This is a genomic window from Erwinia sp. L03-1, assembly GCF_058686115.1.
Map to the genome: position 1 here is coordinate 4075842 of NZ_CM178762.1, position 25969 is coordinate 4101810.

At 54.6% G+C, this 25969-nt stretch carries 25 protein-coding genes and 3 pseudogenes; 17 read left to right on the forward strand and 11 right to left on the reverse strand.

Annotated features, from left to right (window positions below):
- Positions 1 to 104: 104 nt before the first annotated feature.
- Positions 105 to 431 (reverse strand): DUF1493 family protein, encoded by a 327-nt coding sequence (locus tag AC4PCC_RS18670; RefSeq protein WP_492125517.1) that lies wholly within the window; start codon positions 429 to 431, stop codon positions 105 to 107.
- A pseudogene (locus tag AC4PCC_RS18675) lies at positions 425 to 714 on the reverse strand (STM2901 family protein). The gene AC4PCC_RS18670 and the pseudogene AC4PCC_RS18675 overlap by 7 nt, the downstream one beginning before the upstream one ends.
- A 137-nt stretch (positions 715 to 851) precedes the next feature.
- Here AC4PCC_RS18675 and AC4PCC_RS18680 point away from each other — a divergent pair.
- Positions 852 to 1049 (forward strand): annotated as a pseudogene (locus AC4PCC_RS18680) (integrase core domain-containing protein); the annotation flags it as partial.
- 138 nt (positions 1050 to 1187) lie between these two features.
- The gene (locus AC4PCC_RS18685) at positions 1188 to 1346 is read left to right on the forward strand and encodes a hypothetical protein (RefSeq protein WP_492125518.1); all 159 of its coding nucleotides are present in this window, start codon (positions 1188 to 1190) and stop codon (positions 1344 to 1346) included.
- Here AC4PCC_RS18685 and AC4PCC_RS18690 read toward each other — a convergent pair.
- From AC4PCC_RS18690 to AC4PCC_RS18710, 5 genes and pseudogenes are all read right to left on the reverse strand, one after another.
- The gene (locus tag AC4PCC_RS18690) at positions 1343 to 1957 is read right to left on the reverse strand and encodes a Fic/DOC family protein (RefSeq protein ID WP_492125519.1); all 615 of its coding nucleotides are present in this window, start codon (positions 1955 to 1957) and stop codon (positions 1343 to 1345) included. The two genes, AC4PCC_RS18685 and AC4PCC_RS18690, sit on opposite strands and share 4 nt — an antisense overlap.
- Before the next feature lie 4 nt (positions 1958 to 1961).
- A pseudogene (locus AC4PCC_RS18695) lies at positions 1962 to 2680 on the reverse strand (tyrosine-type recombinase/integrase); the annotation flags it as partial.
- Positions 2681 to 2717: 37 nt separating this feature from the next.
- A complete protein-coding gene (locus tag AC4PCC_RS18700; RefSeq protein WP_492125520.1) occupies positions 2718 to 3056 on the reverse strand; it encodes a contact-dependent growth inhibition system immunity protein in 339 nt (112 codons plus the stop codon).
- A 9-nt stretch (positions 3057 to 3065) separates the two neighbouring features.
- Complete coding sequence (locus AC4PCC_RS18705) at positions 3066 to 3881, reverse strand: RNase A-like domain-containing protein (protein WP_492125521.1); 816 nt, start codon at positions 3879 to 3881, stop codon at positions 3066 to 3068.
- A gap of 359 nt (positions 3882 to 4240) precedes the next feature.
- Positions 4241 to 4453 carry a DUF1493 family protein gene (locus AC4PCC_RS18710; protein ID WP_492125522.1) on the reverse strand — a complete coding sequence of 71 codons (213 nt, stop codon included), beginning with the start codon at positions 4451 to 4453 and terminating at the stop codon, positions 4241 to 4243.
- Positions 4454 to 4569: 116 nt separating this feature from the next.
- On the opposite strand from AC4PCC_RS18710, the gene AC4PCC_RS18715 reads away from it, so the two are divergent.
- The 3 genes from AC4PCC_RS18715 to AC4PCC_RS18725 all read left to right on the forward strand — a co-directional run bounded on the left by AC4PCC_RS18715 (position 4570) and on the right by AC4PCC_RS18725 (position 6760).
- Positions 4570 to 4713, forward strand: a complete 144-nt coding sequence (locus tag AC4PCC_RS18715) for a hypothetical protein (RefSeq protein ID WP_197473298.1) — start codon at positions 4570 to 4572, stop codon at positions 4711 to 4713.
- A 238-nt stretch (positions 4714 to 4951) separates the two neighbouring features.
- Complete coding sequence (locus AC4PCC_RS18720; RefSeq protein WP_492125523.1) at positions 4952 to 5392, forward strand: hypothetical protein; 441 nt, start codon at positions 4952 to 4954, stop codon at positions 5390 to 5392.
- Between the two features lie 390 nt (positions 5393 to 5782).
- Positions 5783 to 6760 (forward strand): alpha/beta hydrolase, encoded by a 978-nt coding sequence (locus tag AC4PCC_RS18725; RefSeq protein ID WP_492127568.1) that lies wholly within the window; start codon positions 5783 to 5785, stop codon positions 6758 to 6760.
- Between the two features lie 85 nt (positions 6761 to 6845).
- Here the strand turns inward: AC4PCC_RS18725 and AC4PCC_RS18730 are convergent, their stop codons facing one another.
- Positions 6846 to 7970, reverse strand: coding sequence for an AI-2E family transporter (locus tag AC4PCC_RS18730; RefSeq protein WP_345830253.1), 1125 nt, complete (start codon positions 7968 to 7970; stop codon positions 6846 to 6848).
- A 135-nt stretch (positions 7971 to 8105) separates the two neighbouring features.
- On the opposite strand from AC4PCC_RS18730, the gene treR reads away from it, so the two are divergent.
- The 4 genes from treR (at position 8106) to AC4PCC_RS18750 (ending at position 13679) form a co-directional block, all read left to right on the forward strand.
- Positions 8106 to 9071, forward strand: coding sequence for a trehalose operon repressor TreR (treR, locus tag AC4PCC_RS18735; RefSeq protein WP_492125524.1), 966 nt, complete (start codon positions 8106 to 8108; stop codon positions 9069 to 9071).
- A gap of 178 nt (positions 9072 to 9249) precedes the next feature.
- Positions 9250 to 10692: a PTS trehalose transporter subunit IIBC gene (treB, locus tag AC4PCC_RS18740; protein WP_492125525.1), complete on the forward strand. Its 1443-nt coding sequence runs from the start codon at positions 9250 to 9252 to the stop codon at positions 10690 to 10692.
- 36 nt (positions 10693 to 10728) lie between these two features.
- Entirely contained in the window at positions 10729 to 12387 is a 1659-nt protein-coding gene (locus AC4PCC_RS18745) for an alpha,alpha-phosphotrehalase (protein WP_492125526.1), read from the forward strand.
- Positions 12388 to 12389: 2 nt separating this feature from the next.
- Positions 12390 to 13679 carry a maltoporin gene (locus tag AC4PCC_RS18750; RefSeq protein ID WP_492125527.1) on the forward strand — a complete coding sequence of 430 codons (1290 nt, stop codon included), beginning with the start codon at positions 12390 to 12392 and terminating at the stop codon, positions 13677 to 13679.
- A gap of 154 nt (positions 13680 to 13833) precedes the next feature.
- Here the strand turns inward: AC4PCC_RS18750 and AC4PCC_RS18755 are convergent, their stop codons facing one another.
- Positions 13834 to 15312 (reverse strand): SulP family inorganic anion transporter, encoded by a 1479-nt coding sequence (locus tag AC4PCC_RS18755; RefSeq protein WP_492125528.1) that lies wholly within the window; start codon positions 15310 to 15312, stop codon positions 13834 to 13836.
- On the reverse strand, positions 15309 to 15935 hold the full coding sequence (locus tag AC4PCC_RS18760; protein ID WP_492125529.1) for a carbonic anhydrase: 627 nt from the start codon (positions 15933 to 15935) through the stop codon (positions 15309 to 15311). The genes AC4PCC_RS18755 and AC4PCC_RS18760 overlap by 4 nt, the downstream gene beginning before the upstream one ends.
- 1221 nt (positions 15936 to 17156) lie before the next feature.
- Between AC4PCC_RS18760 and AC4PCC_RS18765 the strand changes: the two genes are divergently transcribed.
- From AC4PCC_RS18765 to aroQ, 4 genes are read left to right on the forward strand one after another with little or no spacing between them, the layout of a single operon-like run.
- Complete coding sequence (locus AC4PCC_RS18765) at positions 17157 to 18536, forward strand: MFS transporter (protein ID WP_492125530.1); 1380 nt, start codon at positions 17157 to 17159, stop codon at positions 18534 to 18536.
- A 19-nt stretch (positions 18537 to 18555) separates the two neighbouring features.
- Positions 18556 to 19815, forward strand: a complete 1260-nt coding sequence (locus AC4PCC_RS18770; protein ID WP_492125531.1) for a gallate dioxygenase — start codon at positions 18556 to 18558, stop codon at positions 19813 to 19815.
- Positions 19815 to 20639, forward strand: a complete 825-nt coding sequence (locus AC4PCC_RS18775; RefSeq protein ID WP_067704629.1) for an amidohydrolase family protein — start codon at positions 19815 to 19817, stop codon at positions 20637 to 20639. The genes AC4PCC_RS18770 and AC4PCC_RS18775 overlap by 1 nt, the downstream gene beginning before the upstream one ends.
- A 10-nt stretch (positions 20640 to 20649) precedes the next feature.
- Positions 20650 to 21084, forward strand: a complete 435-nt coding sequence (gene aroQ, locus AC4PCC_RS18780) for a type II 3-dehydroquinate dehydratase (protein WP_067703936.1) — start codon at positions 20650 to 20652, stop codon at positions 21082 to 21084.
- 61 nt (positions 21085 to 21145) lie between these two features.
- Here aroQ and AC4PCC_RS18785 read toward each other — a convergent pair whose 3' ends face one another.
- Positions 21146 to 22381 carry a LysR family transcriptional regulator gene (locus tag AC4PCC_RS18785; protein WP_067703939.1) on the reverse strand — a complete coding sequence of 412 codons (1236 nt, stop codon included), beginning with the start codon at positions 22379 to 22381 and terminating at the stop codon, positions 21146 to 21148.
- 127 nt (positions 22382 to 22508) lie between these two features.
- Here AC4PCC_RS18785 and galB point away from each other — a divergent pair, with 127 nt between their 5' ends.
- From galB to AC4PCC_RS18805, 4 genes are read left to right on the forward strand one after another with little or no spacing between them, the layout of a single operon-like run.
- Positions 22509 to 23249, forward strand: coding sequence for a 4-oxalmesaconate hydratase (gene galB, locus AC4PCC_RS18790; RefSeq protein ID WP_345831540.1), 741 nt, complete (start codon positions 22509 to 22511; stop codon positions 23247 to 23249).
- Positions 23246 to 23959, forward strand: a complete 714-nt coding sequence (locus tag AC4PCC_RS18795; RefSeq protein ID WP_492125532.1) for a 4-carboxy-4-hydroxy-2-oxoadipate aldolase/oxaloacetate decarboxylase — start codon at positions 23246 to 23248, stop codon at positions 23957 to 23959. The genes galB and AC4PCC_RS18795 overlap by 4 nt, the downstream gene beginning before the upstream one ends.
- A 1-nt stretch (position 23960) precedes the next feature.
- Positions 23961 to 25061: a 4-oxalomesaconate tautomerase gene (locus AC4PCC_RS18800; protein ID WP_492125533.1), complete on the forward strand. Its 1101-nt coding sequence runs from the start codon at positions 23961 to 23963 to the stop codon at positions 25059 to 25061.
- On the forward strand, positions 25061 to 25969 hold the full coding sequence (locus tag AC4PCC_RS18805; RefSeq protein WP_492127569.1) for an NAD(P)-dependent oxidoreductase: 909 nt from the start codon (positions 25061 to 25063) through the stop codon (positions 25967 to 25969). The genes AC4PCC_RS18800 and AC4PCC_RS18805 overlap by 1 nt, the downstream gene beginning before the upstream one ends.

Consider the following 25969-nt stretch of genomic DNA (forward strand, 5'->3'; position numbering starts at 1 on the left):
CCAACCCAAAAGCACTGTACATAAACACAGTTTATTTTTTTCTGACAAATTGTGAAAGGCTTTTTTACCTTACAATGGGTTTACAAAATTATTTATTTGGTTGCTCAGTCATAAAGCCAGCGGCCCGCTTTTGCTGATTCAGTAAACATTCTGACCGTCAGGGGTTTCTTTTCTTGGTTGAGAGGTCGACTGGTAAACCACTTGCGGAAAAACCAAGGTGTCGTCCAGGGATAATATTGATTTACATCCATTACGGATAGATCGACGCTGAACTGATGCCCGAACTTCTCAATTGCAGGAAACAGGTCTTCCTGTTCCGTGTATTCCTGAAGAATATCATCCATCCCCACGGCATTACTTTTAGTTGGAAGCCATCCTAAAATTGGCAACTCATTCTGAAAAAAGGCGAGGACATCATTTTCAGTTACCATACTTTATCACCACCACGAGCTATCCGATTATAAGTGATCATTGTTTTGAATGTGATTTGTGCAAAATCATTTGCCAGTAGCAGCCAGCCGACTACGGGCACCGTTCTTCCAACAAACGCCCCAAGGTTGTTCACATACATGGGTTTCAAAAGTTTGATGCTTTTGTTTGTTATGGTGGGGAGCCTGAACGGCAAATGAATATCCAGAAAAACAGCTCGCCAGCTGACAATTTATTCATTCCATTATAGAAATATGTTCCGTTTAATTCTTCAATCGTATCCATACCTGCTCCTTGCCATTAGTCAGGACTTTAACTTAAACCAAAGTGGCCCGTTTTAAAACAGGCCCGGCTTCTACATGGGCATTTTGTCCCGGTACTTCTGAAGATGGGCTATCAGCGCGTCAAGCTGTTCGCGGTTTGGTAACCCTCAACAAAACGCTTATATTGAGCGATATAACCGGACGGTGCGTTATGACTGGCTGGGACAACACCTTTTTTCATCACTGGATGAATTGCAGAGCTATGCCACGCGATGGCAATGTTTTTATAATCACGAACGTCCGAATATGGCGCTGAATGGCTACACGCCGATGCAGCATAGACAACGCACGATCTGATTCTACTTATCACCTCCGTTAAAAATGGGAGGATTACCCAGGTTTAACGAAGCGACAGTAACCTTCTCCCAAGTGATCCCAGCCTTGCGGGCAGCCCTTATTCACACTAGAATCAGAACCACAAAACGAGGCTTTACCATGACAAAAAAAACAGTACATACTCAGATCACCAGGACTCAAATCTATCGTTCAGTTGCCAGCTCAACCGCGATAGAAACCGGTGTTTCTGTACAAAAAATTGAGCAGAAACTCAAACAAAATCAGGTACAGGCGAAAGCCGTCGGCCTCGCCCGTTAATCTGGCAAGATATCACTCACCAGTTGCTTCATAGGGCTGTAGTTCCCTGATACGCCTGCTTGTATTGCCTTAAAGTAAAATGCTTTGTGCTTATCCCACAGGCTGTAATCCAGTAAGCCCTTCCTCGCCAGAACCGATAACACATCGCAAAGCAATCTCGACAGACGCCCGTTACCTTCTCTGAATGGATGGATCAAAATAAACTCCACATGGCATTCAGCCAAATAACTAACCAGCTCCGGACGAGCCATGGATTTCAGTTCACCAGACCTGGAAAGAAATTGCCTCTCGAAATCATCGAGAAGAAGCGGCATTCTGTCGGCAGCGGCAAACTGAAAACCGTCTTTAGTCAGGTTGGCATTGCGTAACCTCCCTGCCCAGTCATACACATTCCCCAGCCATTGGCGATGCCATCCCCTGACGTGCTCAAAAGCTAGCGCTACAGGCGGCTGGCCTTCGATAAATAGCTGTTCATAAAGCATCAGCAGTAGGCCAGATTCCAGCGCCTCCATTTCCTCTTCATCAGTGATCCCCAGCTTATTAGCCAGCACTAAGTCTCCAGAGCCCGGCTGGTAACGCTCTTCCGCTGAATTAAGCTCATATTTTGACAAGTACTCACCTCCGCCCAAACAAGTTCACAACGATGTTTTTCTGCTGTCGCTGATAGTTGTCAACCCGATCGTCTCAGATCTCAAGCGCCCTGCGCTTTCTGTCAGATACTCATAGCGATCACAGTGTTTCGAGCTGACGTCGTTCAAAGCGTGATTCTGGATACTATCGCGGATCTCTTTGCTGATCCCCACCTCCCCCATCAGCGTTTTACAGGTCAGTGGGAAGATATAGGGACTGTTACTTTCCTTAGTCAGTTCTTTCACTGAGGCTAATTCCTGTAGTGCCGATTCAGTCAGCGGGATCAGATGCTGCATCAACGGCCCAACGTTGGTTGCCTGAGCGAACTGCTCCATGACAACACGCAACTCTTCCAGCGTTAACAATGTATCACCTACTTTTTCCGCCTGAGACCGCTTCGGTATGGCCGATACCGGATTAACTTCAAGCCCGAACGTAAAGCCCACGCTATTATTCATCGGATCGTTAGCGGCTTTAAGACCCTGGTTGAATGCCGTCATCAGGTTGGAACGAACTCGGTTCGCATGGACCGCCGCATCACGCTGAATAATATCCGAGAGGATGATTTTGATCTGCAGAGGCGTCACGTCCTCCGCTTTAGTATCACGAGGAATAACGGTGTAGCACTCTCGCTCCATGCGCTTCAATACATCAGCCCAGGTCCGCTTTTTGTCGAGCTTCATCTTGTTAACGTAGCCATGCACCCGATGCATACATGACTTGCTAAGGGAGTAAAGTGCTTTAAAAGTGGGACAACTCAGAGGAATGGCCGTTAGTATGCAGGTTTTCAATCACCCTTTCTTTGACTATCCCGATCCACTGTTCGGCGGTCATATTCCAGCGGTCGGGCCAAAAATCGTGTTTATACCTTTCTGAAAAAATCGTCAGCCCGTCAGGTTTCTGCTCGAACTCCTGAATGTTAGCCAGCAGCATTCGCAGGTTGAAAGGATGAGATGTTGCCAGATACTCATTCAGTAGATTATCAAAATCCATTTCCGGGTCGAAAATATCGCAATCCTGTCCAAAATAAGCCACGACGAGATTATCCATCTCGCAAGATTTACTCATATCGGCATCCATAATCTTTCCTTAAGGTGTTGGAAATGCAGTGACAATGTAATACAGCTTACCAGCGTAAGTCGTTGGACGTATTACCAGGCGAACCCCATAAGCTTTTTTGACCACCGTACTGCCTTTTTCAACATAGGTGCCAATTGGAAACCAGAATCGGTGAGCATACACAAGCGTTGTACGGGCATGAGAATACTTCAGCGCAAAAGCGAGTTGGGATTTTTTTAAGAAAAGCACCTCTGAAGTGACTAACTCGGCCATCTTGAGGTTTTTAAACGTGCTGGAGATTTTGGGTGAGCGAGACTCAGAAAATCGGGCGATTAACTGCGCTGGAGACAAGCCGACGTGGCGTGCAATTGTATGCCCCAGCGCCCCGCCTTCATGCTCCGCTAGCCTGATCCGACCTGAATACACCGATGCAACTCGTGCCGCACCTGCGGCGCTGGCAAACGCAAGCGGAACCAGCAGGTCAACCGTAACGCCGACTTTATATGCCGTTGCGCTATCGGCTCCAAGCTGTTCGGCAGCTAACTTCGCCAGTTGCGCTGTCGCGGTTTGCGACTCACGCCCGCTAATCACCTGGTTTAAAGATGTCCTGATGGTATCAAGGCTGTGTGCCCCTACGACCACGCATCCCGCTTTTGACAGCATTGTTGGCTCAGGCACCACGCAAAGCGCGCCAGCGCCAAATGATTCAACTACGCCACCCACTAAACCCAGACCGCCCCAAAGGCGATTACTCCAGGTCTCGCCTTCACTCACCGTTTTTCTGTGCAATATTGCTGCCATTTGCACGGGTGAAATGGCTATTGATACGCCCTCTTCATCATTCATATTAATTCCCTTTAACAAGATAAGATATTCGCTAAGGCTATTCTTCCCGCCTGGTGTGGTCAATGCTCCATCTCTGCAACTAACGCCGTTATAAGAACATAAAAACCCCGGCAGAATAAATAAAGTTCACGCTGCCTGACCCTACCCCAAAATCCTGCCAGCTTCGACTGATTTCAGTACAGCGATGATATGGTGTTCAGTGAATCGGATCTTACGCATAGCGATCTTCTCAGGGGACGTAATCAGTATGTCGGAGGCTCTCTAAAAGTGAATGACCATTTTAGCGGGACGCTTACACAGCTTGAGTAGACAGCCGGTTATTCAAGGTCTCGCCTTCACTTACCGTTTTCCTGTGCAGGTTAGTCGTATAACCCTTCACCTGATTTTGCTGAAAAAATTAATATACCAACGGTGAAATCTGCAACAGGTAAAGATTTAGTTTTCTTAAACGAATTCCATGAAAAGGACTCATCAATGATGATGCATGATGTGATCCTGCTATATAGCAAAATTTCGATTTGTATCAGAGATCTCTTTTTATATAAAAAATCACTTTTTGTATCAAAGATCACTTTTTATATCGGGACAGGGTATTTTCAAAGCCGCCATTATGTGGCATTGTAAAATCAATATTTAAACATACTCCAGAAAATCTGGGTTTTTACTAATATTAATGGAGCCCTTCATTATGACCAAAAAAATCAAACCCCAGGACAACTCATCCAATATCCCCAACCCCAACAAAGGATCTGACGGGACAAATAAACAACATGACCAGGCTCAGGGAAATAGAGGAAAACAAATGAATCCAAACCAGCAGAATAAGAAATAAAAAAAGCCGCATCGAAAGATGCGGCTTTTTTGCTAAACGATCATGCTGACGACCAATGAAACCCGCTCTCACAAGCTCTGATCATCCTCACCCTATCCTCCATCACGCCTGCGCCCGCATTGTCCCCTGGCCGCACCAAAGCCTTTACCCCGCTCCAGCGCACGTGCACAATCACTTCTGACTGTCATCACGGCGATAATACCTTAACCTGCCACCCCGTCCTTAAGTGAGAAACTCGATGAACGCTAAGATTATAACTTTGCTAATTTCTGCCTTAAGCATCAGTACCGCGATGTCAGCAACGGTCGAGGATATGGATCACCGGCTGGACTCTCTGTTCGGGGCGCATCAGCCTTATCACGCCTTTTTCGATCGGTTGCAGACATCCGTGGCGCATAAGGATAAAGACAGGCTTGCCTCGATGGTGTCTTATCCTGTTACCGTTTCCGTTAAAGGGAAGAAAACGCGTATCCGCACGGCCAGCGATTTTAAAAAGCATTACGACGTTATTTTCACGCCGGTTTATTCCCGGGCGATAACCCGCCAGAAATATGAGGATCTCTTCGCCCGGGATCTCGGCGTTATGGTTGGGGATGGGGGCCAGCTGTGGTTTAGCGGCGTGTGCCCGGACAGTGCCTGTAAAACCACCAGGGTGCTGATCACCGGTATCAATAACTAAGCGGAGATCGTCCGGCCGGCGATGCCACTAAGCGTAACGCCCTTCAGGTTTCAGCGAAGTACCTGATGGGCAAGAGTCAGGTAAAAGACTTTTCCGCAAACCCTGAACAAAAAGCGCCCTAATAGTTAAACTAATCTCGAATTAACCATGGGTAAACAATCCCTGACCGCCACAAAAAACCTAACTCACCCACCATTACCCTCGCATAAATAAACCTATTTATCACGAGCTTAATCGAGGCAGGCATATTTTCTCATTTCTTCTATTCTTAAATGGCACTTATTTTTAATGGCTACCCACTTCGCCAATCATTGATTTTTTTTGATAATCTGAGGATGGAATATGAAACCACTGGCTCGTTATTTACTTAGCGGCAGTTTAATACTTTCGATGGGCTCTGCTTACGCTGCTTCACAAACCGACCCGCACCTGAATAAGGGTGTCCAGACCTTTGTTAATGCGCTGAACAGCGGCAACGGAAAACCTATTGAACAGCTCTCGCCTAAGGATGCACGTGCGGTGTTGTCCGGCGCACAGTCGGGCGTTAAGGTGGATTTGTCCGGGGTGACGGTATCGAACAAGACCATTCAGGTCGATGGAAAACCTCTTGAATTAACCATCGTCCGGCCAGAAAACGTTAAAGGTACGCTACCGGCGTTTATGTTCTTCCACGGCGGTGGCTGGGTGCTGGGTGACTACCCCACTCACCAGCGTATGGTCAGGGATCTGGTCGTCTCTTCAGGTGCCGTTGCGGTGTTCGTTAACTACACGCCAAGCCCGGAAGCACACTATCCGGTTGCCATTAATCAGGCTTACGCGGCGACAAAATGGGTTGCTGAACAGGGTGCCGATATCGACGTAGACGGCAGCCGTCTGGCCGTTGCCGGTAACAGCGTTGGCGGTAATATGGCGACGGTGGTCAGCCTGATGGCTAAAGATAAAGGTACGCCGAAGCTGCGCTACCAGGTGCTGTTCTGGCCGGTTACGGATGCTAAATTTGATACCGCCTCCTACAAGCAGTTCGCTGAAGGCCGCTTCCTGACCCGCAATATGATGAAATGGTTCTGGGATAACTACACCACCAGCGCCAGCCAGCGCGCAGAGATTTACGCTTCGCCGCTGCGGGCCTCTGATGACCAGCTTAAGGGGCTGCCTCCGGCACTGGTTCAGACGGCTGAAAATGATGTTCTACGCGATGAAGGTGAAGCCTACGCCCGCAAGCTGAATGCTGCCGGTGTGGATGTGGTGCAGGTTCGCTATAACGGTATGATCCATGATTACGGCCTGCTGAACGCCGTGGCTACCGTGCCAGAGGTTCAGGTCGCGCTGGATCAGGCGGGTTTACTGCTTAAGGAACATCTTAAGTAAGCGTTAGCTGGCGATACCCTCGCCTTAATACGCCACTGCCGATCGTTGATTCGGCAGTGGCTCATCCGACGACATGATCCGAACGTTACTTCGCTTCTTCCGCCGCATCGGCGTGATTCTGACCTTCTTCGATGAAATCTTCATCGATCTCATCGCTGTTCGCCTGATTATCGCGACCGGAAAGCAGGTTCCAGCAGGCAATAAACATCGCGGCGATAAGCGGACCAATGACGAAGCCATTGATGCCGTAAACTTCCATCCCGCCCAGCGTGGCGATCAGAATCAGGTAGTCCGGCATTTTGGTATCCTTGCCGACCAGTAGCGGGCGAAGAATATTATCAACCAGCCCAATCACCACCACAAAGAATCCGACCAGGAAAAGGCCCTGCCAGAGCATGCCGGAGGCAAAGAAATAGACGGCGGCAGGCACCCAGATTATTGCTGAACCCACGGCCGGTATCAGTGAAAGCAGCGCAATAAGCGCGCCCCACAGCAGGCTGCCTTCAATGCCGGTAAAGTAGAATGCCAGGCCACCCAGCGCCCCCTGCACGACGGCTACCACCACCGTACCCTTTACCGTCGCGCGCGATACGGCAGCAAATTTCATAAACAGATGATGCTTCGCATACTTCGAAAGCGGCAGCGCTTCAAGGATCAGGTTCACCAGATAGGAACCATCCTTTAGCAGGAAAAACAGCAGATAGAGCATGATGCCGAAGCCTATCGTAAAGCCGAAGGTGCTCTTGCCTATCAGGAAAACGCTGCCCGCCAGATACTGGCTCCCCTGCAGCGCAAACTGCGAAAGCTTCTGCTGGATGCTGGCCGCCGTATCCAGATGATGTTCCGCCAGGAAATTACCTGCCCAGGCGGGAAGATGCTGCATGATATCCGCAAGAACGGTCGGCAGCTGCGTGTTGTTGTGCTGAAGTTTGGTATAGACCACGTTGAATTCAATCGCCATGGAGGACGCGAGAACCACCAGCGGGGTGAAAACGATTAAACAGATAATCAACAGGGTTAAGAATGAGGCCAGCCCATTCTTCTCACCGATAAGCTTACGCAACCGGGTTTTCAACGGATGGAAAATAATCGCCAGAATGGCCGCCCATAATACGGATGAGTAGTAAGGCCCCAGGATATCCAGAAACGCTACCGTCACAATAAAAAGAATTACAATAAAAAATCCTTTCGTCAGGCCTTTAAATCTCATAACAATCCCTCTGAAGCGCAATTTTGCCCCCGAATCATAGAACGGCAGCCTGCTTTTGCAACAGCGTAGCAAAACTAATTTATGGTATCGTAACGACATCTGATCCCATGTCGCGACGCCCCTTTAGCGCCCACTATGCAAAATCGCCTGACCATTAAAGATATCGCGCGCCTGAGCGGCGTCGGTAAATCGACCGTTTCCCGCGTCATTAATAATGAAAGCGGCGTGAATCCTGATACGCGCGCCAGAATTCTCCAGGTGATTGAACAGCATAACTTTCATCCGTCGAAATCCGCGCGATCGCTGCGTAGCCTGAGCGATAAGGTCGTCGCGATTATCGTTTCAAGGCTGGACTCTCCGTCTGAAAACCAGGCGGTCAGATCGATGCTACCGCTGTTTTATCAGCAGGGGTACGACCCTATCGTGCTGGAAAGCCAGTTCAACCCGGCCCGGGTTGAGGAGCATCTTCAGGTGCTGGCGCAGCGTAATATTGATGGCGTCGTGCTGTTTGGCTTTACCGGGTTGGGAAGTGAGATGTTGACGCCATGGCAGGACAAGCTGGTGATGATGGCCCGCCCAATGCCTGGCCTGTCATCCGTTTGCTACGACGATGCCGGCGCCGTGGCTCTGCTGATGGACGAACTGATCAAGAGACAGCTGCGCCATATCAGCTTTATTGGCGTGACGCCCGAGGACACCACCACCGGCAAACAGCGGTCCGACGCCTACCGTGCAGTGTGCCAGGCGCATAAGCTGCTGCCTTCGCTGGCGCTGGGTGATTTGGGCTATCAAAGCGGTTACGACCTGTTACCCCAGGTACTCAACCCACAGACGCAGGCGGTGATTTGCGCGTCCGATACCATCACTCTGGGCGTGCAAAAATATCTGCAACAGGTGCAGCCCAACGCCGTGCAGGTGTGCTGCATCGGCACCAACCCCCTTTTACACTTCCTTTATCCCGCCACCCTGTTTGTTAGCCTGGGCTACAGCAGCAGCGGAGAAGCCGCGGCAAAACAGCTGATTGCGCAGCTGTCGGGCAGCGGGCCGCATCAGCAGATCACCCTGCCGGCCAGGCTTATTTCTGACCCACTCGTCCCCTGATCACTCTACCGACGCGTTAAGCCTCCCTCTTTAGCAGGCTTATAAGAAATTTTGCGAGATGCTGCACAGATATGGGAACGTTCCCATACAAATCCCGACTATCCCGTTATTCTCTGCACACCTCAGCGGAGCGGCGGTTTGCGCACTGCTGATTGACCTTTCTCTGTAAGGACACAACATGAGCATGGAATTGCATAAGGACGTAGAGCGCCTGATCGCGCTGGTCGGCGGAGCCAGCAATATTGCTAAGGTAAGCCACTGTATTACCCGTTTACGTTTCGTTCTTCACGACCCGATGAAGGCGGAACCCACAAAGATTGAACAGTTGAGTATGGTCAAGGGATGCTTTACCTCCGCTGGCCAGTTTCAGGTGGTGATCGGTACCGAGGTGGGCGACTACTATGCGGCTTTGATTACCCAGGCGGAAAAAAACGAGGAGAGTAAAGAAGAGACGAAAACTGCCGCCCGCCAGAATATGACCGCCCTTGAGCGGGGGATCTCCCACTTTGCCGAGATCTTCTTCCCGCTGCTCCCCGCCCTCATCAGCGGTGGCCTGATACTTGGCTTCCGTAACATTATTGGCGATATCCCGCTGTCAGACGGCAAAACGCTGGCACAGATCTCCTCCTTCTGGCAGGCGATGTACGATCTTCTGTGGCTGCCGGGCGAGGCGATATTTATGTTCCTGCCGGTTGCCGTCTGCTGGTCAACGGTGAAAAAGATGGGCGGCACAGAAATCCTCGGGATCGTGCTGGGCATTACCCTGGTTTCCCCCCAGCTAATGAACTCCTACGGGCTGGGCCAGCAGATCCCTGACGTCTGGCATCTGGGCTGGTTCACCATCGAAAAGGTCGGCTACCAGGCCCAGGTTATTCCTTCTATGCTGGCCGGTATCGCGCTGGCGCTGATTGAAAATCGTCTTAAGAAGCTGATCCCGGCTTACCTCTATCTGGTCTTTGTCCCGGTGATTTCGCTGATACTGGCGGTGTTCCTGGCGCACTCTCTGATTGGCCCCTTTGGCCGAATGATCGGCGATGGCGTGGCCTGGGCAGTGAAGGGCGTAATGACCGGCAGCTTTGCACCCGTCGGCGCAGCTCTGTTTGGCTTCCTCTACGCGCCGCTGGTGATCACTGGCGTACATCAGACCACGCTGGCGATTGATATGCAGATGATCCAAAGCACCGGCGGTACGCCGCTCTGGCCGCTGATCGCCCTCTCCAATATTGCTCAGGGTGCCGCCGTCGTGGGCATCATTCTGGTCGGTAAAAAGAAAAGTGAGCGGGAAGTCTCAGTGCCTGCCGCCATCTCCGCCTTCCTCGGGGTGACCGAACCTGCGATGTATGGCATCAATATGAAATATCGCTTCCCCATGCTCTCCGCCATGATTGGCTCTGCGCTTGCCGCGCTGATTTGCGGGCTGTATGGCGTAACGGCCAACGGCATTGGCGTCGGGGGCCTGCCGGGAATCCTCTCTATTAAGCCGCAATTCTGGCCAGTCTTCTCACTCGCCATGCTGGTTGCCCTGGTGGTCCCTGTCCTGCTGACCCTGCTGTTGCATAAACGACAGGTTATTAAGGCCAGGATGCCGTTGGAAGATAACGAGCAACCTTCGACTCTCTAAAAATAAGCACTTCTCGACTGTTTAAGGATAAACAGCATGATTGACAGCATTGATCCCTGCCCCTGGTGGAAAAATGGGGTGATTTACCAGATTTACCCAAAAAGCTTTCAGGACACAACCGGCAGTGGCCAGGGCGATCTTAACGGCATCATCCAGCGGCTGGACTATCTGCAAAAGCTGGGCGTTGATGCCCTGTGGCTGACGCCGATTACCGTTTCCCCGCAGGTGGATAACGGCTATGACGTCGCGGACTACTGCAATATCGATCCCGCCTGTGGCACCTTTGCTGATTTCGAGCGGCTGGTAGCAGGCGCACATCAGCGCGGTATGCGTATCGTGATGGATATGGTTTTTAACCATACCTCGACCGAGCATCGCTGGTTTAAGCAGTCGCTTAACCCCGCCAGCCCCTTCCGACCTTTTTACCACTGGCGGCAGGGTGTTGCGGGCCAGCCCCCCAATCACTGGCAATCTAAATTTGGCGGCAGCGCCTGGCAGTGGCACCCACAGAGCAGCCAGTACTACCTGCATCTGTTCAGCCCACAGCAGGCCGACCTTAACTGGGAGCACCCCCCCGTACGCGAGGCGCTTAAGGCTATCTGCCGCTTCTGGGCGGGGAAAGGCGTGGACGGGCTGAGGCTCGACGTCATTAACCTGGTATCCAAAACCGCGGACTATCCTGAGGATGCCCTGGGTGATGGACGCCGTTTCTATACCGATGGTCCACGCATTCATGAATATCTTCAGGAGTTTAGCCGGGAAGTTTTTCGCCCGCTGGGGCTGATGACCGTGGGCGAAATGTCCTCTACCTCGCTCGAGGCGTGCCGACAGTATGCCGCCGTTGACGGTAGCGAACTGTCCATGACCTTCAACTTTCACCATCTTAAGGTGGACTATGCTGACGGCGAAAAGTGGTGCGATGCCGCGCCCGACCTGCTGTTGCTGAAGCGTCTGTTCTGCACCTGGCAGCAGGGAATGCATGGTCATGCCTGGAATGCGCTGTTTTGGTGTAACCACGATCAGCCACGTATCGTCTCCCGCCTGGGCAGCGAGGGGCCTCTGCGCGTGCCCGCCGCCAAAATGCTGGCGATGGTGCTGCACGGCATGCAGGGCACCCCCTTTATCTATCAGGGAGAAGAGATTGGCATGACCAACCCGGGCTTTAGCCACATCAGCCAGTACCGTGATGTGGAGAGCCTCCGCTGGTATGACGCGATGAAAAAAACAGGCGGCGATGAGACCCTTCTGCTGACAATTCTTTCCCGCAAGTCACGCGATAACAGCCGTACGCCAATGCAGTGGGATGCGACAGATAACGCCGGTTTCACCTCCGGCGAACCCTGGATTTCCCCCTGCCGCTCCTATCCCCTGCTCAACGTGGAGCAGGCAGTAAAGGATCCTGACTCCGTTTTTCACCTCTATCGGCGGCTAATAGCGCTGCGTAAAACCTTTGCCATATTTACCGACGGTGACTATCAGGATTGCCTGCCCACGCATCCTGGTCTCTGGTGCTACACGCGCACCAAAGGCCGCCAGCAGCTGCGTGTTATCGCCAACCTTAGCGAATCTGCTCAGCCCTCCCCTCTCACCTGTGTGAAGGGTGAAACGCTGCTCAGTAACTATTCCGACGCGCCGGTAAACAATCTGCTGCGTCCGTATGAGTGTCTTTATCAGTTGATGGAACAAGGAGAATAATAATGCGAGTACTCAGGAAGACCTTCACTGTACTGCCCTTACTGACGCTGACGATGGCTGGCTCCGCCTTCGCACTTGATTTTGGCGGCTATGCGCGTTCCGGCATTGGCTGGACAAACAAAGGCGGAGAGCAGCGCTGCTTCCAGGCGACCGGGGCCAACAGCAAATATCGTCTGGGGAATGAATGTGAAACCTACGCTGAGTTGAAGCTGGGCCAGGAGCTGTGGAAAGAGGAGAATAAAAGTTTCTATTTCGATACCAACCTGGCCTATGCGGTGTCCCAGCGTACGGATGTGGAGAGCGTCGATCCTAACTTCCGCGAGGCCAACGTACAGGGTAAAAACCTGATTGACGCGCTACCCGGTGCTACGCTCTGGGCAGGTAAGCGCCTCTACCAGCGTCATGACGTGCATATGATCGATTTTTACTACTGGGATATTTCCGGTCCGGGAGCGGGGATAGAGCAGATTGATCTCGGGGCAGGTAAGCTTTCACTGGCCGCCACCCGCAACGCTGAAGCGGGGGGATCCTGGGGCTTTATCGACAATCAGATGAAGTGGGTACCGACCATAAACGATACCTTCGATCTGCGGATGGCTGAAATTCCGGTGAACGCCAATGGTGCGCTGGAGGTCGGTTTTGATTACGGACGCGCCCGGGTTCAGAAAGGCTTTCAGCTGGCGGAAGGCGCATCTGAAGATGGCTGGATGCTAAGCGCCGAACACACGCAAACCCTGAACAGCGGCTACAACAAACTGGTGATGCAGTATGCCACTGATGCGATGACTTCGCTGCGTACCGGCCATCCCGAGGGAGGAAGCGTTAACAATAATGGTAAAATGGTTCGCGTCATCGACCACGGCGCAATGGATTTAAACGACACATGGGGTCTGACCTGGGTTGCCCTCTATCAGGATGTGAACCGCGATAACCGCAATGGAACAGCCTGGTACTCTGCGGGCCTGCGCCCTATGTATAAGTGGACGCCCATCCTCAGTACCCTGCTGGAGGTTGGCTATGACAGCGTGAAATCTCAGCAGACCGGCGATCGTAATAGCCAGTACAAACTGACGCTGGCTCAGCAGTGGCAGGCCGGGGAGAGCGTCTGGGCGCGCCCCGCATTGCGCCTGTTCGCAACCTATGCCAAATGGAATGAAAAGTGGGGCTACGCCACTGCCGACGACCTCGCCTTTGTTGCCGGCAACGCCTACCGTGATAGCAGTGCGAAAACCTTTAGCAGAGGACGTAATGACGAAATGAGCTTCGGTGCGCAGTTTGAAGCCTGGTGGTAACGAGCCAGGCACAGGCGATCGGTCTGATGAAGGTATTACGCGAAGCCAGAGCCTTCTTCTGGAAGGCTGGGTGATAAGTGTATGGTGCTGCTGGTATTCCCTGCTAAAGCAGGGAATACCAGCCAGCCTTTTAAGTGGTTACGTGGTTACGTAGCTACGCCAGCGTGACCGGCCACTGATTCAGAACGATCCCCCGCTTTGGGGCCTCCTCGCCGAAATCCTGTAGCACGGCCTTAACGTCCGGATCCAGGTACTCGGCATTATCATGATCGACGATCACTACGCTGTTTTCCGGGATCTGCGCCAGCAGCCCCTTGAGGCGTGGGTTATGCATAAACGTCAGGTTCTGCTGAAAGTGCAGCACGAAATGGTCGTCATAGCGGGTGAGCTGCATCGCGTTGTGATGACTCTTATAAATGCTGAACAGGATCTGCGTGGCCAGGCCAATACCAATCCCGGCCAGCATACCAAAGACCAGGATACCGCCAATGGTCGCCAGAAAGGGGACATACTGCTGGGCGCCCTGACGGAACTGCTCCACAAACAGCCGTGGGGTGGCAAGCTTGTAACCGGTATAAAGCAGCACGGCGGCCAGGCTGGCCAGTGGAATAGCATTCAGCAGATCGCTGAAATAGAGGCCGCATACCAGCAGCAATGACCCGTGGATCAGGATGGAGATCTTGCTCTGCGCCCCGGCGCTAACGTTAACCGAGCTGCGAACAATAACGGCAGTGATGGGCAGTCCACCGAGCAGGCCGCTAAGCAGGTTACCCACCCCCTGAGCACGCATCTCTTTATCCGGCGAGGGCGGTGGATTTTGTGGGCGAAGCTTTTTTAGTGCCTCCTGGCTGAGCAGCGTTTCCAGACTGGCGACAATCGCCAGCGTCACCGCGATCATATAGACCATCGGATTTTGCCAGACGGACCAGTCCGGGCGCTGGAGCTCGCCGGTAAGCGCCTGAATACTGTCAAAAGCAGGCAGTGAGATACGCGGCAGATTGCTGATAATCTCGGGGAACAGCCTGCCACCGATCAGGGTAGCCAGGCAGCCAAACAGGACGGCTACCAGCGGACCGGGCATCCAGCTCAGCGCCTTAATGTTCTTAAGGGTACGCGTCGACCAAAACCACAGAATAAGCAGCCCAATACCGGATACGACAATGGCCGGAATTGAGACGCTGAACGCCCCGCCGGTGACCAGCGTACTGAGTTTGCTCTCTTCAGCGGCCCCCAGCGCGACCGGTATCTGCTGAATAATCAGCAAAATACCGATAGCGGCCAGCATACCTTTGATCACCGTACCCGGCACCAGCGTAATAAATCGCCCGGCCCGCAGCACGCCGAACAAAAACTGCAATACACCGGCGACGATAAGCGCGAACAGCAGGGCTGAAAAGGAGCCAAGAGTTTCGATTGCGCCGGTGACGATAGTGACCAGACCGGCAGCCGGCCCGCTTACGGCAAACTTTGACGGGCTAAAGGTGGTGACCACCAGGCCGCCAATCACGCCGGTCAGCAGTCCAACAAAGGGCGGAAGACCACTGGCCTGCGCAATCCCCAGACAGAGCGGTAGCGCGACCAGAAATACGACCAGGCCTGCCGGGATATCCTGACGAAGCGTTTTCAGGTTCATAGCATTTTATCCTCTGCATTTTGCTGAATAAGCTCTTTCAGATGGCCGGAGCGCAGATCGTATACGCAGCCAAACACGTCCAGCGCCGCGCCGGCCCGCCAGACGGCCCTTACCGGCTCTGCCGCCACCAGGTGCCTGAACTGGGCCAGGACGTTGACCTCCACCAGCGCATTCAGTCGTTCGGTTTCGTCGTCATCTTCGCTGGTCTCTGCCAGGCCAGGCGCAATGGCGGCGCGCAGCTGGGTGATCCGGCGGGCAAGTGGGGAATTTTCATCGCCCAGCGGAATGTCCGGCAGTGAAATCGCCGCCTGTACGCCGCCGCAACCGTAGTGACCACAGAGCACAATGCGCGAGACCTTGAGGTATTCAAGCGCGTATTGCAGAACGCTCATAAAATTATCGTCGCCGTTAACCACCATATTGGCGATATTACGGTGCATAAAAAGCTCTCCCGGATGCGCACCCGTTAATACCTCTGCGGGGACCCGGCTGTCTGAACAGCCAATCCATAACGAATGTGGCGTTTGGGAATGAACATTTTGCCGAAAATAGTGAGGATTGCGTTGGCGGCGCTGTAAGGCCCAACTGCGGTTTTTCGCTAACAGGGGTTTTAGAGTCGTCAAAATAAAGCCTCTCTTTCAGGACGGCAGGAATAAACCTGAACGGCAAATAAGCCGGATAAATACCCGAGGGGTTTCAGGCATTGCTTCACAGCTTTCGGTGAAATAAGTTCTAACACTTAATGCTTAATTCATTCATTAAGAATAATCCTGGTTAAATAATTAATATCGTTTTGTAATTTTATTTAAATAACCTTTATTTCCATTACGTTATTTGCATAACAGCCCGGTGAAATATAAGTTTTTCATATGACGGCCATAATAATTAACAGTAAATTATATATAAAACAGCTGGTTGGGAAATAAGACAGGGGTATTATTTATGGGGTTAATGGGGTTAATGGGGTTAATGGGGTTAATGGGGTTAATGGGGTTAACAGCGCTAACGACAGCAAATGCAAAGCAGGTCAAAGACAGATGGAAGGCAGGTTGAGGGCAGATTACAGGCAGGTGAGAATCGGATAACAAGCGAATAATAAGACTGCTATGTAATAAGCTTTATGGCATCATATATAATTAGATTTATCCATGGCGTCAGCAGGGATTATTTCGATGTGATAATAACGATTCCCACCGCGCGCATAAGTGGAAAGCCCTCCAGGATTACCGTTTATTTTATATATTAGTGTCAGAACCTCTGGAGGAATATTTAAGTTAATTTACATCCCTTGCGGGTTAACCATGCTCCCTGTTGGAGATTCAAAGTCGGTGTTCAGCTGGAAAACGGGACATATCCTGGCCTAAGAGAAAAATCTACACTGTCACCGCTCTCACAGACCCTGTAGAGCATTCTGTGTCACTGCTGCCGTATTAAAGGTGTTTCAGCCATTTCCCCCTGTTCTCCTCGCTCCAAAACTCGCTTTTACCTGTTTCATGCTGCGAGAGCGCTCTCGGCTGCTGAGTCTCCGCTGCCGGACGCGTTGCGGCTCACAGCCTGAAAAGCCCGCATCGTTAAGACCGGAATTTCAGGCCCGCATCTGATTCCGCCCCGCAATTGATAAACAAAAATCATGGCTCTTTAATCATTTTATGGCAGACAAAACGCTCGCCTCATCCTAAGTTGGTATTGGCATATCAGATCCGCTGATATATAAACGATTGTTTTAAAAATAAAAATAAAGATAACTCACCCGGTGCGCTCAGCGACGACAGGGCCATTGCCGCCGTTATACAGGCATTTTCTTACCCGATTACGGATTAGCAAAAAAACAGAGAGCATACCCTATGAGCAATCGTGACATGGTTAACGTAAAGGAGTGGATAGACAGCCGCTCAATTTCCGGGAGGCAGTGGCTAATCCTGGCGCTGTGCTTCTTTATTATCACCTTCGATGGCTATGATGCTGCCGTGATGGGTTTCATCGCCCCCGCCCTGATTGAAGACTGGGGCATCGCCCGCTCGGAAATGGGTCCCATCCTCGGCGCGGCGATGTTAGGTGTTGCTCTCGGCGCGCTGTTTGTCGGGCCGTGGTCCGATCGCTTTGGCCGTAAACGCGTTTTGCTGATTTCCGTCGCCGGTTTTGCCTGCTTCAGCCTGGCCAGCGCCTTTGCCCGCTCGCCACTGGAGATGGCGCTGCTGCGCTTTATCACCGGTCTGGGACTGGGAGCGGTGATGCCGAACTGCGTCACCCTGGTCGCCGAATATATGCCCGAACGCCGACGGGGCCTGATGATCTCCCTGATGTATAGCGGCTTTAATATCGGGTCGGGTCTCGGCGGCTTTATTGCGGCCGGGATGATCCCGCGTTTTGGCTGGCAGTCGGTGCTGCTGTTTGGCGGCGGTGTCCCCCTGCTGATGCTGCCTCTGCTGATGTGGGTGCTGCCCGAATCCGCTCTGTATATGGTCGTTCGCAAAGTCAGTCAGCATAAGATCGCGGCGGTGCTCAATCGCCTCGGCGGCCAGTTTAACAGCGGCGTGACCTTTGTGTTGAATACGCCAGTAGTGCCCAAAAAGTCTCAGGTGCTGCAACTCTTCTCACCGGGCTATACCGCCGGCACCCTCTCTCTCTGGCTGACCTATTTTATGGGCCTTTTCGTTATCTATCTGCTTAACGGCTGGCTGCCCACCATTATGCGGTCAGGCGGCGTCACCATTGAGCGCGCGGCGATTGTTGCCGGGCTTTTTCAGCTGGGTGGCACGCTTGGCGGACTGCTGGTGGGTGGGCTGATGGACCGCCTGAAAGCCAAATACGTGATCGCCAGTTTCTATCTGCTGGGCTGCTTCTGCCTGCTCGCGCAGGGCGTCTGGGGATTTGGTCCCACTATGCTGGCGGTGCTGGTATTTATCAGTGGTGCCTGTATCAACGGTGCACAGACCGGTTTGCAGGCCTTTTCTCCTGCCTTTTATCCGACGGAAATGCGCGCGACCGGCGTCTGCTGGATGCATGGTATAGGCCGCACCGGCGCCATTCTCAGCTCCTCGCTCGGTGGCGTGCTGCTGGGCGTCTTTCCCGGACAAACCAGTATTTTCATCGTGTTGTCACTTCCTGCCCTGCTGGCAGCACTCGCCATTACCCAACACAGAGATGCGCATGGCGTAAGGACGCTAAAAGGTGCCGAACCGGAGGCGATCCCTGGCCTGACGCGCACAATTAATAACCGATAAGTGAAGAAAGAGGATCATTATGGCTAAAATTATCGGCGGTCTGGCGGTTTCACATACGCCAACAATCGGCTTCGCAGTTGACCATAACAAACAGAAAGAAGAGCCCTGGGTACCCATCTTTGATGGCTTCGCGCCCATGCAGCGCTGGCTGGAAGAGAAAAAACCCGATGTGCTGCTCTACGTCTTTAACGATCACGTCACCTCATTTTTCTTTGATCACTACTCCGCTTTTGTTCTGGGGATTGATGACCAGTACGCCGTAGCAGATGAAGGGGGTGGCCCGCGTGATTTACCCCCGGTGCGGGGTCACGCCGCGCTGTCGCAGCATATTGGGGCCAGCCTGATGGCCGATGAGTTTGATATGTCTTTTTTCCAGGATAAGCCGCTGGATCACGGTTTATTCTCCCCGCTGTCGGCCCTGCTTCCCTTTGATAATGACTGGCCGGTGCAGATTGTCCCGCTCCAGGTGGGCGTGCTGCAGTTCCCTATTCCCAGCGCCAGACGCTGTTATAAGCTTGGCCAGGCCCTGCGTCGCGCGGTAGAAAGCTACCCGGAAGATCTCAAGGTCGCCATTGTCGCGACCGGAGGCGTGTCGCACCAGGTTCACGGCGAACGCTGCGGCTTTAACAACCCGGACTGGGATGCACAGTTTGTTGATATGCTGGTCAACGATCCTGAACGCCTGACCGAAATTACCCTCGCGGAGTATGCCACCCTGGGCGGCCTGGAGGGTGCGGAAATCATTATGTGGCTGGTTATGCGCGGGGCGCTGTCGGCCAACGTTGAGAAGCTACATCAGGCCTATTACCTGCCCTCCATGACCGGTATTGCTACGCTTATCCTGGAAAATCAGGCCCGTGAGGCGCCAGCCGACGTTCATCAGCGCCAGCGTGACAAAATTGAGCTACAGCTCAAAGGCGTCGAAAAGCTGCCCGGTACCTATCCCTTCACCCAGGCGCGCAGCCTGAAGGCGCTGCGGATTAACCGCTTCCTGCATAAAATGATCCAGCCCGCCTGGCGCGAGCGCTTTAAGCGCGACCCTCAGGGGCTTTACGCCGAGGCAAAGCTGACCGACGAGGAGCAGACGCTGCTGACCCAGCTCGACTGGCGCGGCATGATCCACTACGGCGTAAGCTTCTTTCTGCTGGAAAAACTGGGCGCGGTGGTCGGCGTCTCCAATCTGCATATCTACTCTGCCATGCGCGGGGAAACGCTGGAAGAGTTCCAGAAAACCCGTAATCAGCAGGTGCTCTATTCGGTGGCAGGAAAAAAAGCATGATGACGCCGCAACCCATTATTGACTGCCATCATCACGTCTTTGACCCGGTGCGCTTCCCCTACGATCCGGCCAGTACCTACCGTCCTGAGGGACATGAGCTGGGAACGCCCGATAATTATCAGACGGTGATGGCGGCGTATAACATTCGCCATTCGCTGATCGTCGGCCCCACATCGGCCTACAACACCGATAACCGCTGCCTGCTCGATACCATTAAGCGCGGCGAGGGCAAGTTTAAAGGGATTGCCGTTACCCCGCGCGACGCGGACAGCGCATCGCTCAGCGACCTGCGCGATCGGGGCGTGGTGGGCATTGCCCTTAACGTCGCGATGCTCGGCACCGAGCCCTTTCTTAAACTGGACGCCCTGATGGAAAGGCTGGCCGCGTTAGAGATGTATGCGCAGATCCAGGTGCAAAACGATCAGCTGCTGGCGCTGATGCCGCTGCTGAAGCGTACCCGAACCCGGCTGCTGATTGATCACGCCGGCAGGCCGGACGTCAGTGCAGGCCTCGATCAGCCGGCCTTTCAGGCGCTGCTGTCGCTGGCAGAAAACGGGCGTACCTTCGTCAAACTCTCGGGGCTGTCGCAGTTCTCAAAGCAGGGTTATCCCTGGGCCGACGGCCACGCTTTTCAGCTGGCGCTGCTGGAGCGTTTCGGGGCCGAAAACTGTATGTGGGGATCGGACTGGCCGTTTTTGCGGGCCAAAAGCCGGATGGATATAGGCGCATTGTTACTGCTGCTTGAGCAGCTGATCCCGGACGACGCGACGCGGCGTCAGATCCTGTGGCATACGCCAAAACGCCTGTTTGGCTTCGGCGAATAAGGAGAAATTTATGCAGACCGTTTATATCCTCAATGGCCCCAACCTTAACCTGCTGGGCACCCGCGAACCGGCCACCTATGGCACCGATACGCTGGCTTCGATTGAGGCATTATGCCGCGCCACGGCGGCAGAACTGAATATCGCCGTCGAGTTTCGCCAGACCAACCATGAAGGAGAGATGATCGACTGGATCCAGGAGGCGCGCCACCATGCTCAGGCGCTGGTGATTAATCCTGCGGCCTGGACGCACACCTCGGTGGCAATCCGCGATGCGGTGACGGCGGTCGCCCTGCCGCTCTATGAGGTGCATATCACTAACGTGCATAAGCGCGAACCCTTTCGCCACCACTCGTATCTCTCGGACGTGGCGCAGGGGGTGATTTGCGGCTACGGACTGCGCGGCTACCGCTATGCCCTGATCGAAGCGGCCAGGCAGCACGGCTAAGCATTAGCGCCTGGCCTTTCGAACGGGCAGCACGGTCAGAATAGCGCCCGCTCATTCGGCGCTATGCGTCTAACGGATAGTCCCCGCAGACGTCACGCAGGCAGCTAATTAACGCATCGGCGGCAGGCGAATGCAGGCAGCCGGTACGGTAGCAGAGGCCGATAGCCCTGCCGGTAGCCGGTAGCGCTATCGGCAGCACGGCCAGCTCGCCCGAGGCCAGCTCTACTTCCAGCTGGTGGGCGGAAACCGCCGCCAGCATATCGGAGTCGCGCAGCAGCCCGCGCACCAGCGCCAGATCGCCGCTTTCCACCACCGGGTCGGGCGCCGGGATCCCCATACGGTGAAAACAGGTATCCAGCAGTCGCCGGGCAGGCGTATGCGAACGCGGCAGCACCCAGCGCGCCTCACGCAGCGCACGTCTGTCGCAGGGATGCTGGCTCAGCGGATGATCGGGCCTGGCCACCAGCACCATCTCCTCATCAAACAGCGTTTCGCTGGTCATATCCTGCTGCTCTTCACTGTTGCGCAGCGCACCGAAAATAAAGTCGATTTCACCGGCGCGCATCTCTGCGGCCAGCATTCCCCAGGCACTTTCGCTGGTGACGACCTTAATACCGGGATAGCGCGAGGTCAGCCGGATAATCGCCTGCGGAAGCAGGCGGGTGCGTCCGAGCGGCAGGGCGCCAACCCGCACCGTGCCGACCAGATTGCCCTTGCGCGCGGCAATATCGGCGGGAATATGCCGCAGCTCATTCAGCGCGCGGCGAATATTGGGCTCAATCTCGCGCCCCGCCAGCGAAGGCACCATACCATGAGGCGTTCTTTCCAGCAGGGGAATACCCGCGCCGTTCTCCAGCACCTTTAGCGCCGCGCTGACGGCGGGCTGGCTCAGACCCAGCTGATGCGCCACCGACTGCATATGATTGGTCTGACACAGGGTGATAAAAATTTGCAGCCGGCGGACGTTGAATAACCACAGCGGTTCAGACTCATTGCGGCTGCTTCTGCTCAGCAGTTTCGCCAGTCGGCGCGGCAGAGAATGGAGTTCCTCAATCGCCCGGCGCGCGCGCGGCAGGATACACTTGCCAAAGTCAGTCAGCATCATACCGCCGGAATGGCGCTCGAACAGCGGTACCGCAAGCCGCTGCTCCAGATCGTGAATCGATCGCGTGACCGCCGACTGGGTGCGAAATAACTCATCGGCCGCGCGCGAAACGCTCCCCTGGGCAACCACCTGACAAAACGCTCTGATTTGCATCAGATTTACTGGCTCATTCCCGGTTATATTTGGCGCCATACCCTGCCCTCTTTTGCCCGGCTGAATGGGGTCACTATAAATAAAACGCATACCTGCTGCAATCAAATGAATTATCCCGTCCCCGCCCAGAGTGACAGCATTAAAAAAAACGTAAAGGAACCCGATGATGACTGAACTCACTTCTCCTAAAACGGCTCTGGTCGTTAGCGCACACTCTGCCGACTTCGTCTGGCGCTCAGGCGGGGCCATCGCCCTGCATCAGCAGCAGGGTTATCAGGTACACGTGGTCTGCCTGTCGTTTGGCGAACGCGGCGAATCCGCGAAGCTGTGGCGTAAAGGCAACATGACCGAAGAGAAAGTTAAAACGGCCCGCCGCGCCGAAGCGCTGGCCGCCGCAGACATTCTCGGTGCGAGCATAGAATTTTTTGATATGGGTGATTATCCGCTGCGTGCGGATAAAGAGGCCCTGTTCCGCCTGGCAGACGTCTACCGTCGGGTACAGCCGCACTTTGTTCTGACCCATTCCCTGCACGATCCCTATAACTATGACCATCCACTGGCCAACAACCTGGCGCAGGAGGCACGCATCATCGCCCAGGCAGAGGGATACCGCCCCGGCGAAAAAATTATCGGTGCGCCACCGGTCTACTGCTTTGAACCTCATCAGCCAGAGCAGTGCAGCTGGAAGCCGGATGTGTTGCTGGATATCACCAGCGTCTGGGATAAAAAATATGCCGCTATCCAGTGTATGGCCGGGCAGGAACACCTGTGGGAATACTACACCCGCGTGGCGCAGCAGCGCGGCGTACAGGCGAAACGCAACGTTGGCATCACCTCAACCCGCGACATTATTTACGGCGAAGGCTACCAGAGTATTTTCCCACGCGTGACGGAGGATCTGGCATGAGTGCAATCGGTAAGAAAGGGGTGGTGGTGCGTCATATCGAACGGGCGGCCGGGCATGATATTGCCGCGCTGGCCGGATATGGCGTCGCGACGGTACATGAAGCGCAGGGCCGCAAAGGACTGCTGGACCCGGCAATCCGCCCGATCCAGCAGAATAAGGGCATTGCGGGCAGCGCCGTTACCGTCCTGCTGGCACCCGGCGACAACTGGATGTTTCACGTGGCGGTCGAGCAGTGCCAGCCAGGAGATATTCTGGTGGCCGTGCCAACCTCCCCCTGCGTTGACGGTTACTTTGGCGATCTGCTCGCCACCTCCCTGCAATCGCGCGGCGTACAGGGCCTGATTGCCGACCACGGCATCCGCGACAGCAAAACGCTGCGTGAGATGGGCTTTGCCGTCTGGTCCCGCGCCATTTACGCCCAGGGCACGGTAAAAGAGACGCTGGGATCGGTCAACGTGCCGGTGGTCTGCGCCGGCCAGCTGGTCTGGCCCGGTGATGTGATCGTCGCCGACGACGACGGTGTGGTGGTGGTGCGCCGGGCAGAGGCCGCCAGCACCGCAGAAAGCGCCGCTAAGCGGGAAGCGCTGGAAGAGAGCAAGCGCGCGCGCATGGCTTCCGGCGAGCTGGGGCTGGATATCTATCAAATGCGCCCACGCCTGGCCGAAAAAGGCCTGCGCTATGTGGACACCCTGGACGATCTGGAGAACTGATATGCGCCAGCGCCGCCTGCCCTGCCTGCTAATTCGGGGGGGCACCTCTAAAGCCGCCTGTTTTCTTGCCGACGATCTGCCAGAGGAGCGGGATCTTCGCGATCGCGTACTGCTGGCGGTGATGGGATCGCCGGATATCAGGCAGATCAACGGGCTGGGCGGCGGCGATCCGCTGACCAGCAAAGTCGCCATCGTACGTGCTTCCCAGCGGGAAGATGCCGACGTGGATTATCTTTTTGCCCAGGTTAACGTCGATCGCGCCAGCGTCGATTACGGGCAGAACTGCGGCAATGTGCTGGCGGCTATCGGCCCCTTTGCACTGGAGCGGGGGCTGGTGAAAGCGGCTGGCGAGAGCACCGACGTGCGGATTTTTATGGAAAATACCGGCCAGATAGCAACAGCGCAGGTCGCCACGCCGGACGGTGAAGTCTGCTACGACGGCACCCTGAAAATTGACGGCGTGCCGGGAACGGCGGCAGAAATTGTCCTGAACTTCAGTGATATTGCGGGCTCCAGCTGTGGCGCACTGCTCCCCACCGGCAACGTGCGCGACACGGTTGAGGGTATTGATATCACCTGCATTGATAACGGCATGCCGGTGGTTATCCTGCGTGCGGCTGATTTCGGCCTGAGCGGCTATGAAACACGCGAGCAGCTGGATGCAGACCAGACGCTTAAGCGCCGTCTGGAATCGATTCGCCTGCAGGCCGGTCCGCTGATGAATCTGGGCGATGTGAGCCAGCGAACCGTGCCCAAAATGAGCCTGCTGGCCGAGCCGCGCGAGGGCGGCGCGATTTGCAGCCGGACCTTTATTCCTCACCGCTGCCATGCCTCGGTCGGGGTGCTGGGCGCGGTCAGTATTGCCAGCGCCTGCCTGCTGCCGGGCAGCGTGGCCGAGGGTCTGGCGCGTATCAGCGATGCACGCGATCAGCGCCTGAGCGTTGAGCATCCCAGCGGGGAATTTAGCGTTATTTTGCAGCGCGACGAGCAGATGACGCTGACCGGCGCAGGGTTACTGCGCACGGCCAGGTCGATCTTTGACGGCGAGGTGCTGATCCCGGACGCGGTCTGGCCAGCGACAAACACTCACGGAGCGCCATGATGATCAATATAACCTTTATCGGCTTTGGCGAGGCCGGGGGCATCTTCGCAGCGGATCTGGCCGCTCGCGCCGTAATCACCGTTTGGGATCGCAAGTTTATCGCTGCGCCCGAACAGGACGAATCGCTGGCGGACGAGCAGGCCAGGCTGCGACAAAAAGCGGCCGGGGCGGGCGTGCGGGTGGCGGGATCGCTGGCGGAGGCGCTGGACAATGCCACGCTGGTATTCTCCACCGTTACCGCCTCCCAGGCGCTGGCGGTCGCCACCGAAGCCGCCGCGCTGCTGAAGCCCGGACAGGTATTTCTCGATCTGAACTCTGTTTCCCCGGCGACCAAACAGGCCGCTGCCGCACGGGTACAGGCCAGCGGTGCCGATTATATTGATGTGGCCGTGATGTCGCCCGTCCCCCCTAAGCGCCTGGCAACACCGCTGCTGATCGGAGGCCTGGAGGCCGAGGCAATAACCCGTAAACTGGAGGCGCTCGGGCTGAACAGTCGCTTTCAGAGTCAGCAGGTGGGCGAAGCCTCGGCAATAAAGATGTGCCGCAGCGTGATGATTAAAGGCCTCGAGGCGCTGACCACCGAGTGTCTGAGCGCCGCCCGTCGGTATGGTGTTGAACAGCCGGTGCTGGCATCCCTGCACGCCAGCTTTCCTTCGCTGGGCTGGAACGATACGCTGCCGGACTACCTGATTAGCCGCGTCGCCGAGCACGGCCAGCGCAGAGCAGAGGAGATGCGGGAAGTGGTAAAAACGCTGGAAGATGTCGGTGTGGATGCCGCCATGAGTCAGGGGATTGTCACCACGCAACAGGGCCTGGTGGATGCCCTGCGCCAGCGTCAGCTGACTTATCAGCAGCTTACGCCCTTCAACTGGCAGCACACCCTGGATACATTATTTAAGGACAGATGA

Bases quoted from the DNA above. Each gene is read 5' to 3' on its own strand.
- AC4PCC_RS18670 (WP_492125517.1), bottom strand. From the start codon at position 431: ATGGTAACTGAAAATGATGTCCTCGCCTTTTTTCAGAATGAGTTGCCA.
- AC4PCC_RS18685 (WP_492125518.1), top strand. From the start codon at position 1,188: ATGACAAAAAAAACAGTACATACTCAGATCACCAGGACTCAAATCTAT.
- AC4PCC_RS18700 (WP_492125520.1), bottom strand. From the start codon at position 3,056: ATGGATGCCGATATGAGTAAATCTTGCGAGATGGATAATCTCGTCGTG.
- AC4PCC_RS18705 (WP_492125521.1), bottom strand. From the start codon at position 3,881: ATGAATGATGAAGAGGGCGTATCAATAGCCATTTCACCCGTGCAAATG.
- AC4PCC_RS18715 (WP_197473298.1), top strand. From the start codon at position 4,570: ATGACCAAAAAAATCAAACCCCAGGACAACTCATCCAATATCCCCAAC.
- AC4PCC_RS18720 (WP_492125523.1), top strand. From the start codon at position 4,952: ATGAACGCTAAGATTATAACTTTGCTAATTTCTGCCTTAAGCATCAGT.
- AC4PCC_RS18725 (WP_492127568.1), top strand. From the start codon at position 5,783: ATGGGCTCTGCTTACGCTGCTTCACAAACCGACCCGCACCTGAATAAG.
- AC4PCC_RS18730 (WP_345830253.1), bottom strand. From the start codon at position 7,970: ATGAGATTTAAAGGCCTGACGAAAGGATTTTTTATTGTAATTCTTTTT.
- treR (WP_492125524.1), top strand. From the start codon at position 8,106: ATGCAAAATCGCCTGACCATTAAAGATATCGCGCGCCTGAGCGGCGTC.
- treB (WP_492125525.1), top strand. From the start codon at position 9,250: ATGAGCATGGAATTGCATAAGGACGTAGAGCGCCTGATCGCGCTGGTC.
- AC4PCC_RS18745 (WP_492125526.1), top strand. From the start codon at position 10,729: ATGATTGACAGCATTGATCCCTGCCCCTGGTGGAAAAATGGGGTGATT.
- AC4PCC_RS18750 (WP_492125527.1), top strand. From the start codon at position 12,390: ATGCGAGTACTCAGGAAGACCTTCACTGTACTGCCCTTACTGACGCTG.
- AC4PCC_RS18755 (WP_492125528.1), bottom strand. From the start codon at position 15,312: ATGAACCTGAAAACGCTTCGTCAGGATATCCCGGCAGGCCTGGTCGTA.
- AC4PCC_RS18765 (WP_492125530.1), top strand. From the start codon at position 17,157: ATGAGCAATCGTGACATGGTTAACGTAAAGGAGTGGATAGACAGCCGC.
- AC4PCC_RS18770 (WP_492125531.1), top strand. From the start codon at position 18,556: ATGGCTAAAATTATCGGCGGTCTGGCGGTTTCACATACGCCAACAATC.
- AC4PCC_RS18775 (WP_067704629.1), top strand. From the start codon at position 19,815: ATGACGCCGCAACCCATTATTGACTGCCATCATCACGTCTTTGACCCG.
- aroQ (WP_067703936.1), top strand. From the start codon at position 20,650: ATGCAGACCGTTTATATCCTCAATGGCCCCAACCTTAACCTGCTGGGC.
- AC4PCC_RS18785 (WP_067703939.1), bottom strand. From the start codon at position 22,381: ATGGCGCCAAATATAACCGGGAATGAGCCAGTAAATCTGATGCAAATC.
- galB (WP_345831540.1), top strand. From the start codon at position 22,509: ATGACTGAACTCACTTCTCCTAAAACGGCTCTGGTCGTTAGCGCACAC.
- AC4PCC_RS18795 (WP_492125532.1), top strand. From the start codon at position 23,246: ATGAGTGCAATCGGTAAGAAAGGGGTGGTGGTGCGTCATATCGAACGG.
- AC4PCC_RS18800 (WP_492125533.1), top strand. From the start codon at position 23,961: ATGCGCCAGCGCCGCCTGCCCTGCCTGCTAATTCGGGGGGGCACCTCT.
- AC4PCC_RS18805 (WP_492127569.1), top strand. From the start codon at position 25,061: ATGATCAATATAACCTTTATCGGCTTTGGCGAGGCCGGGGGCATCTTC.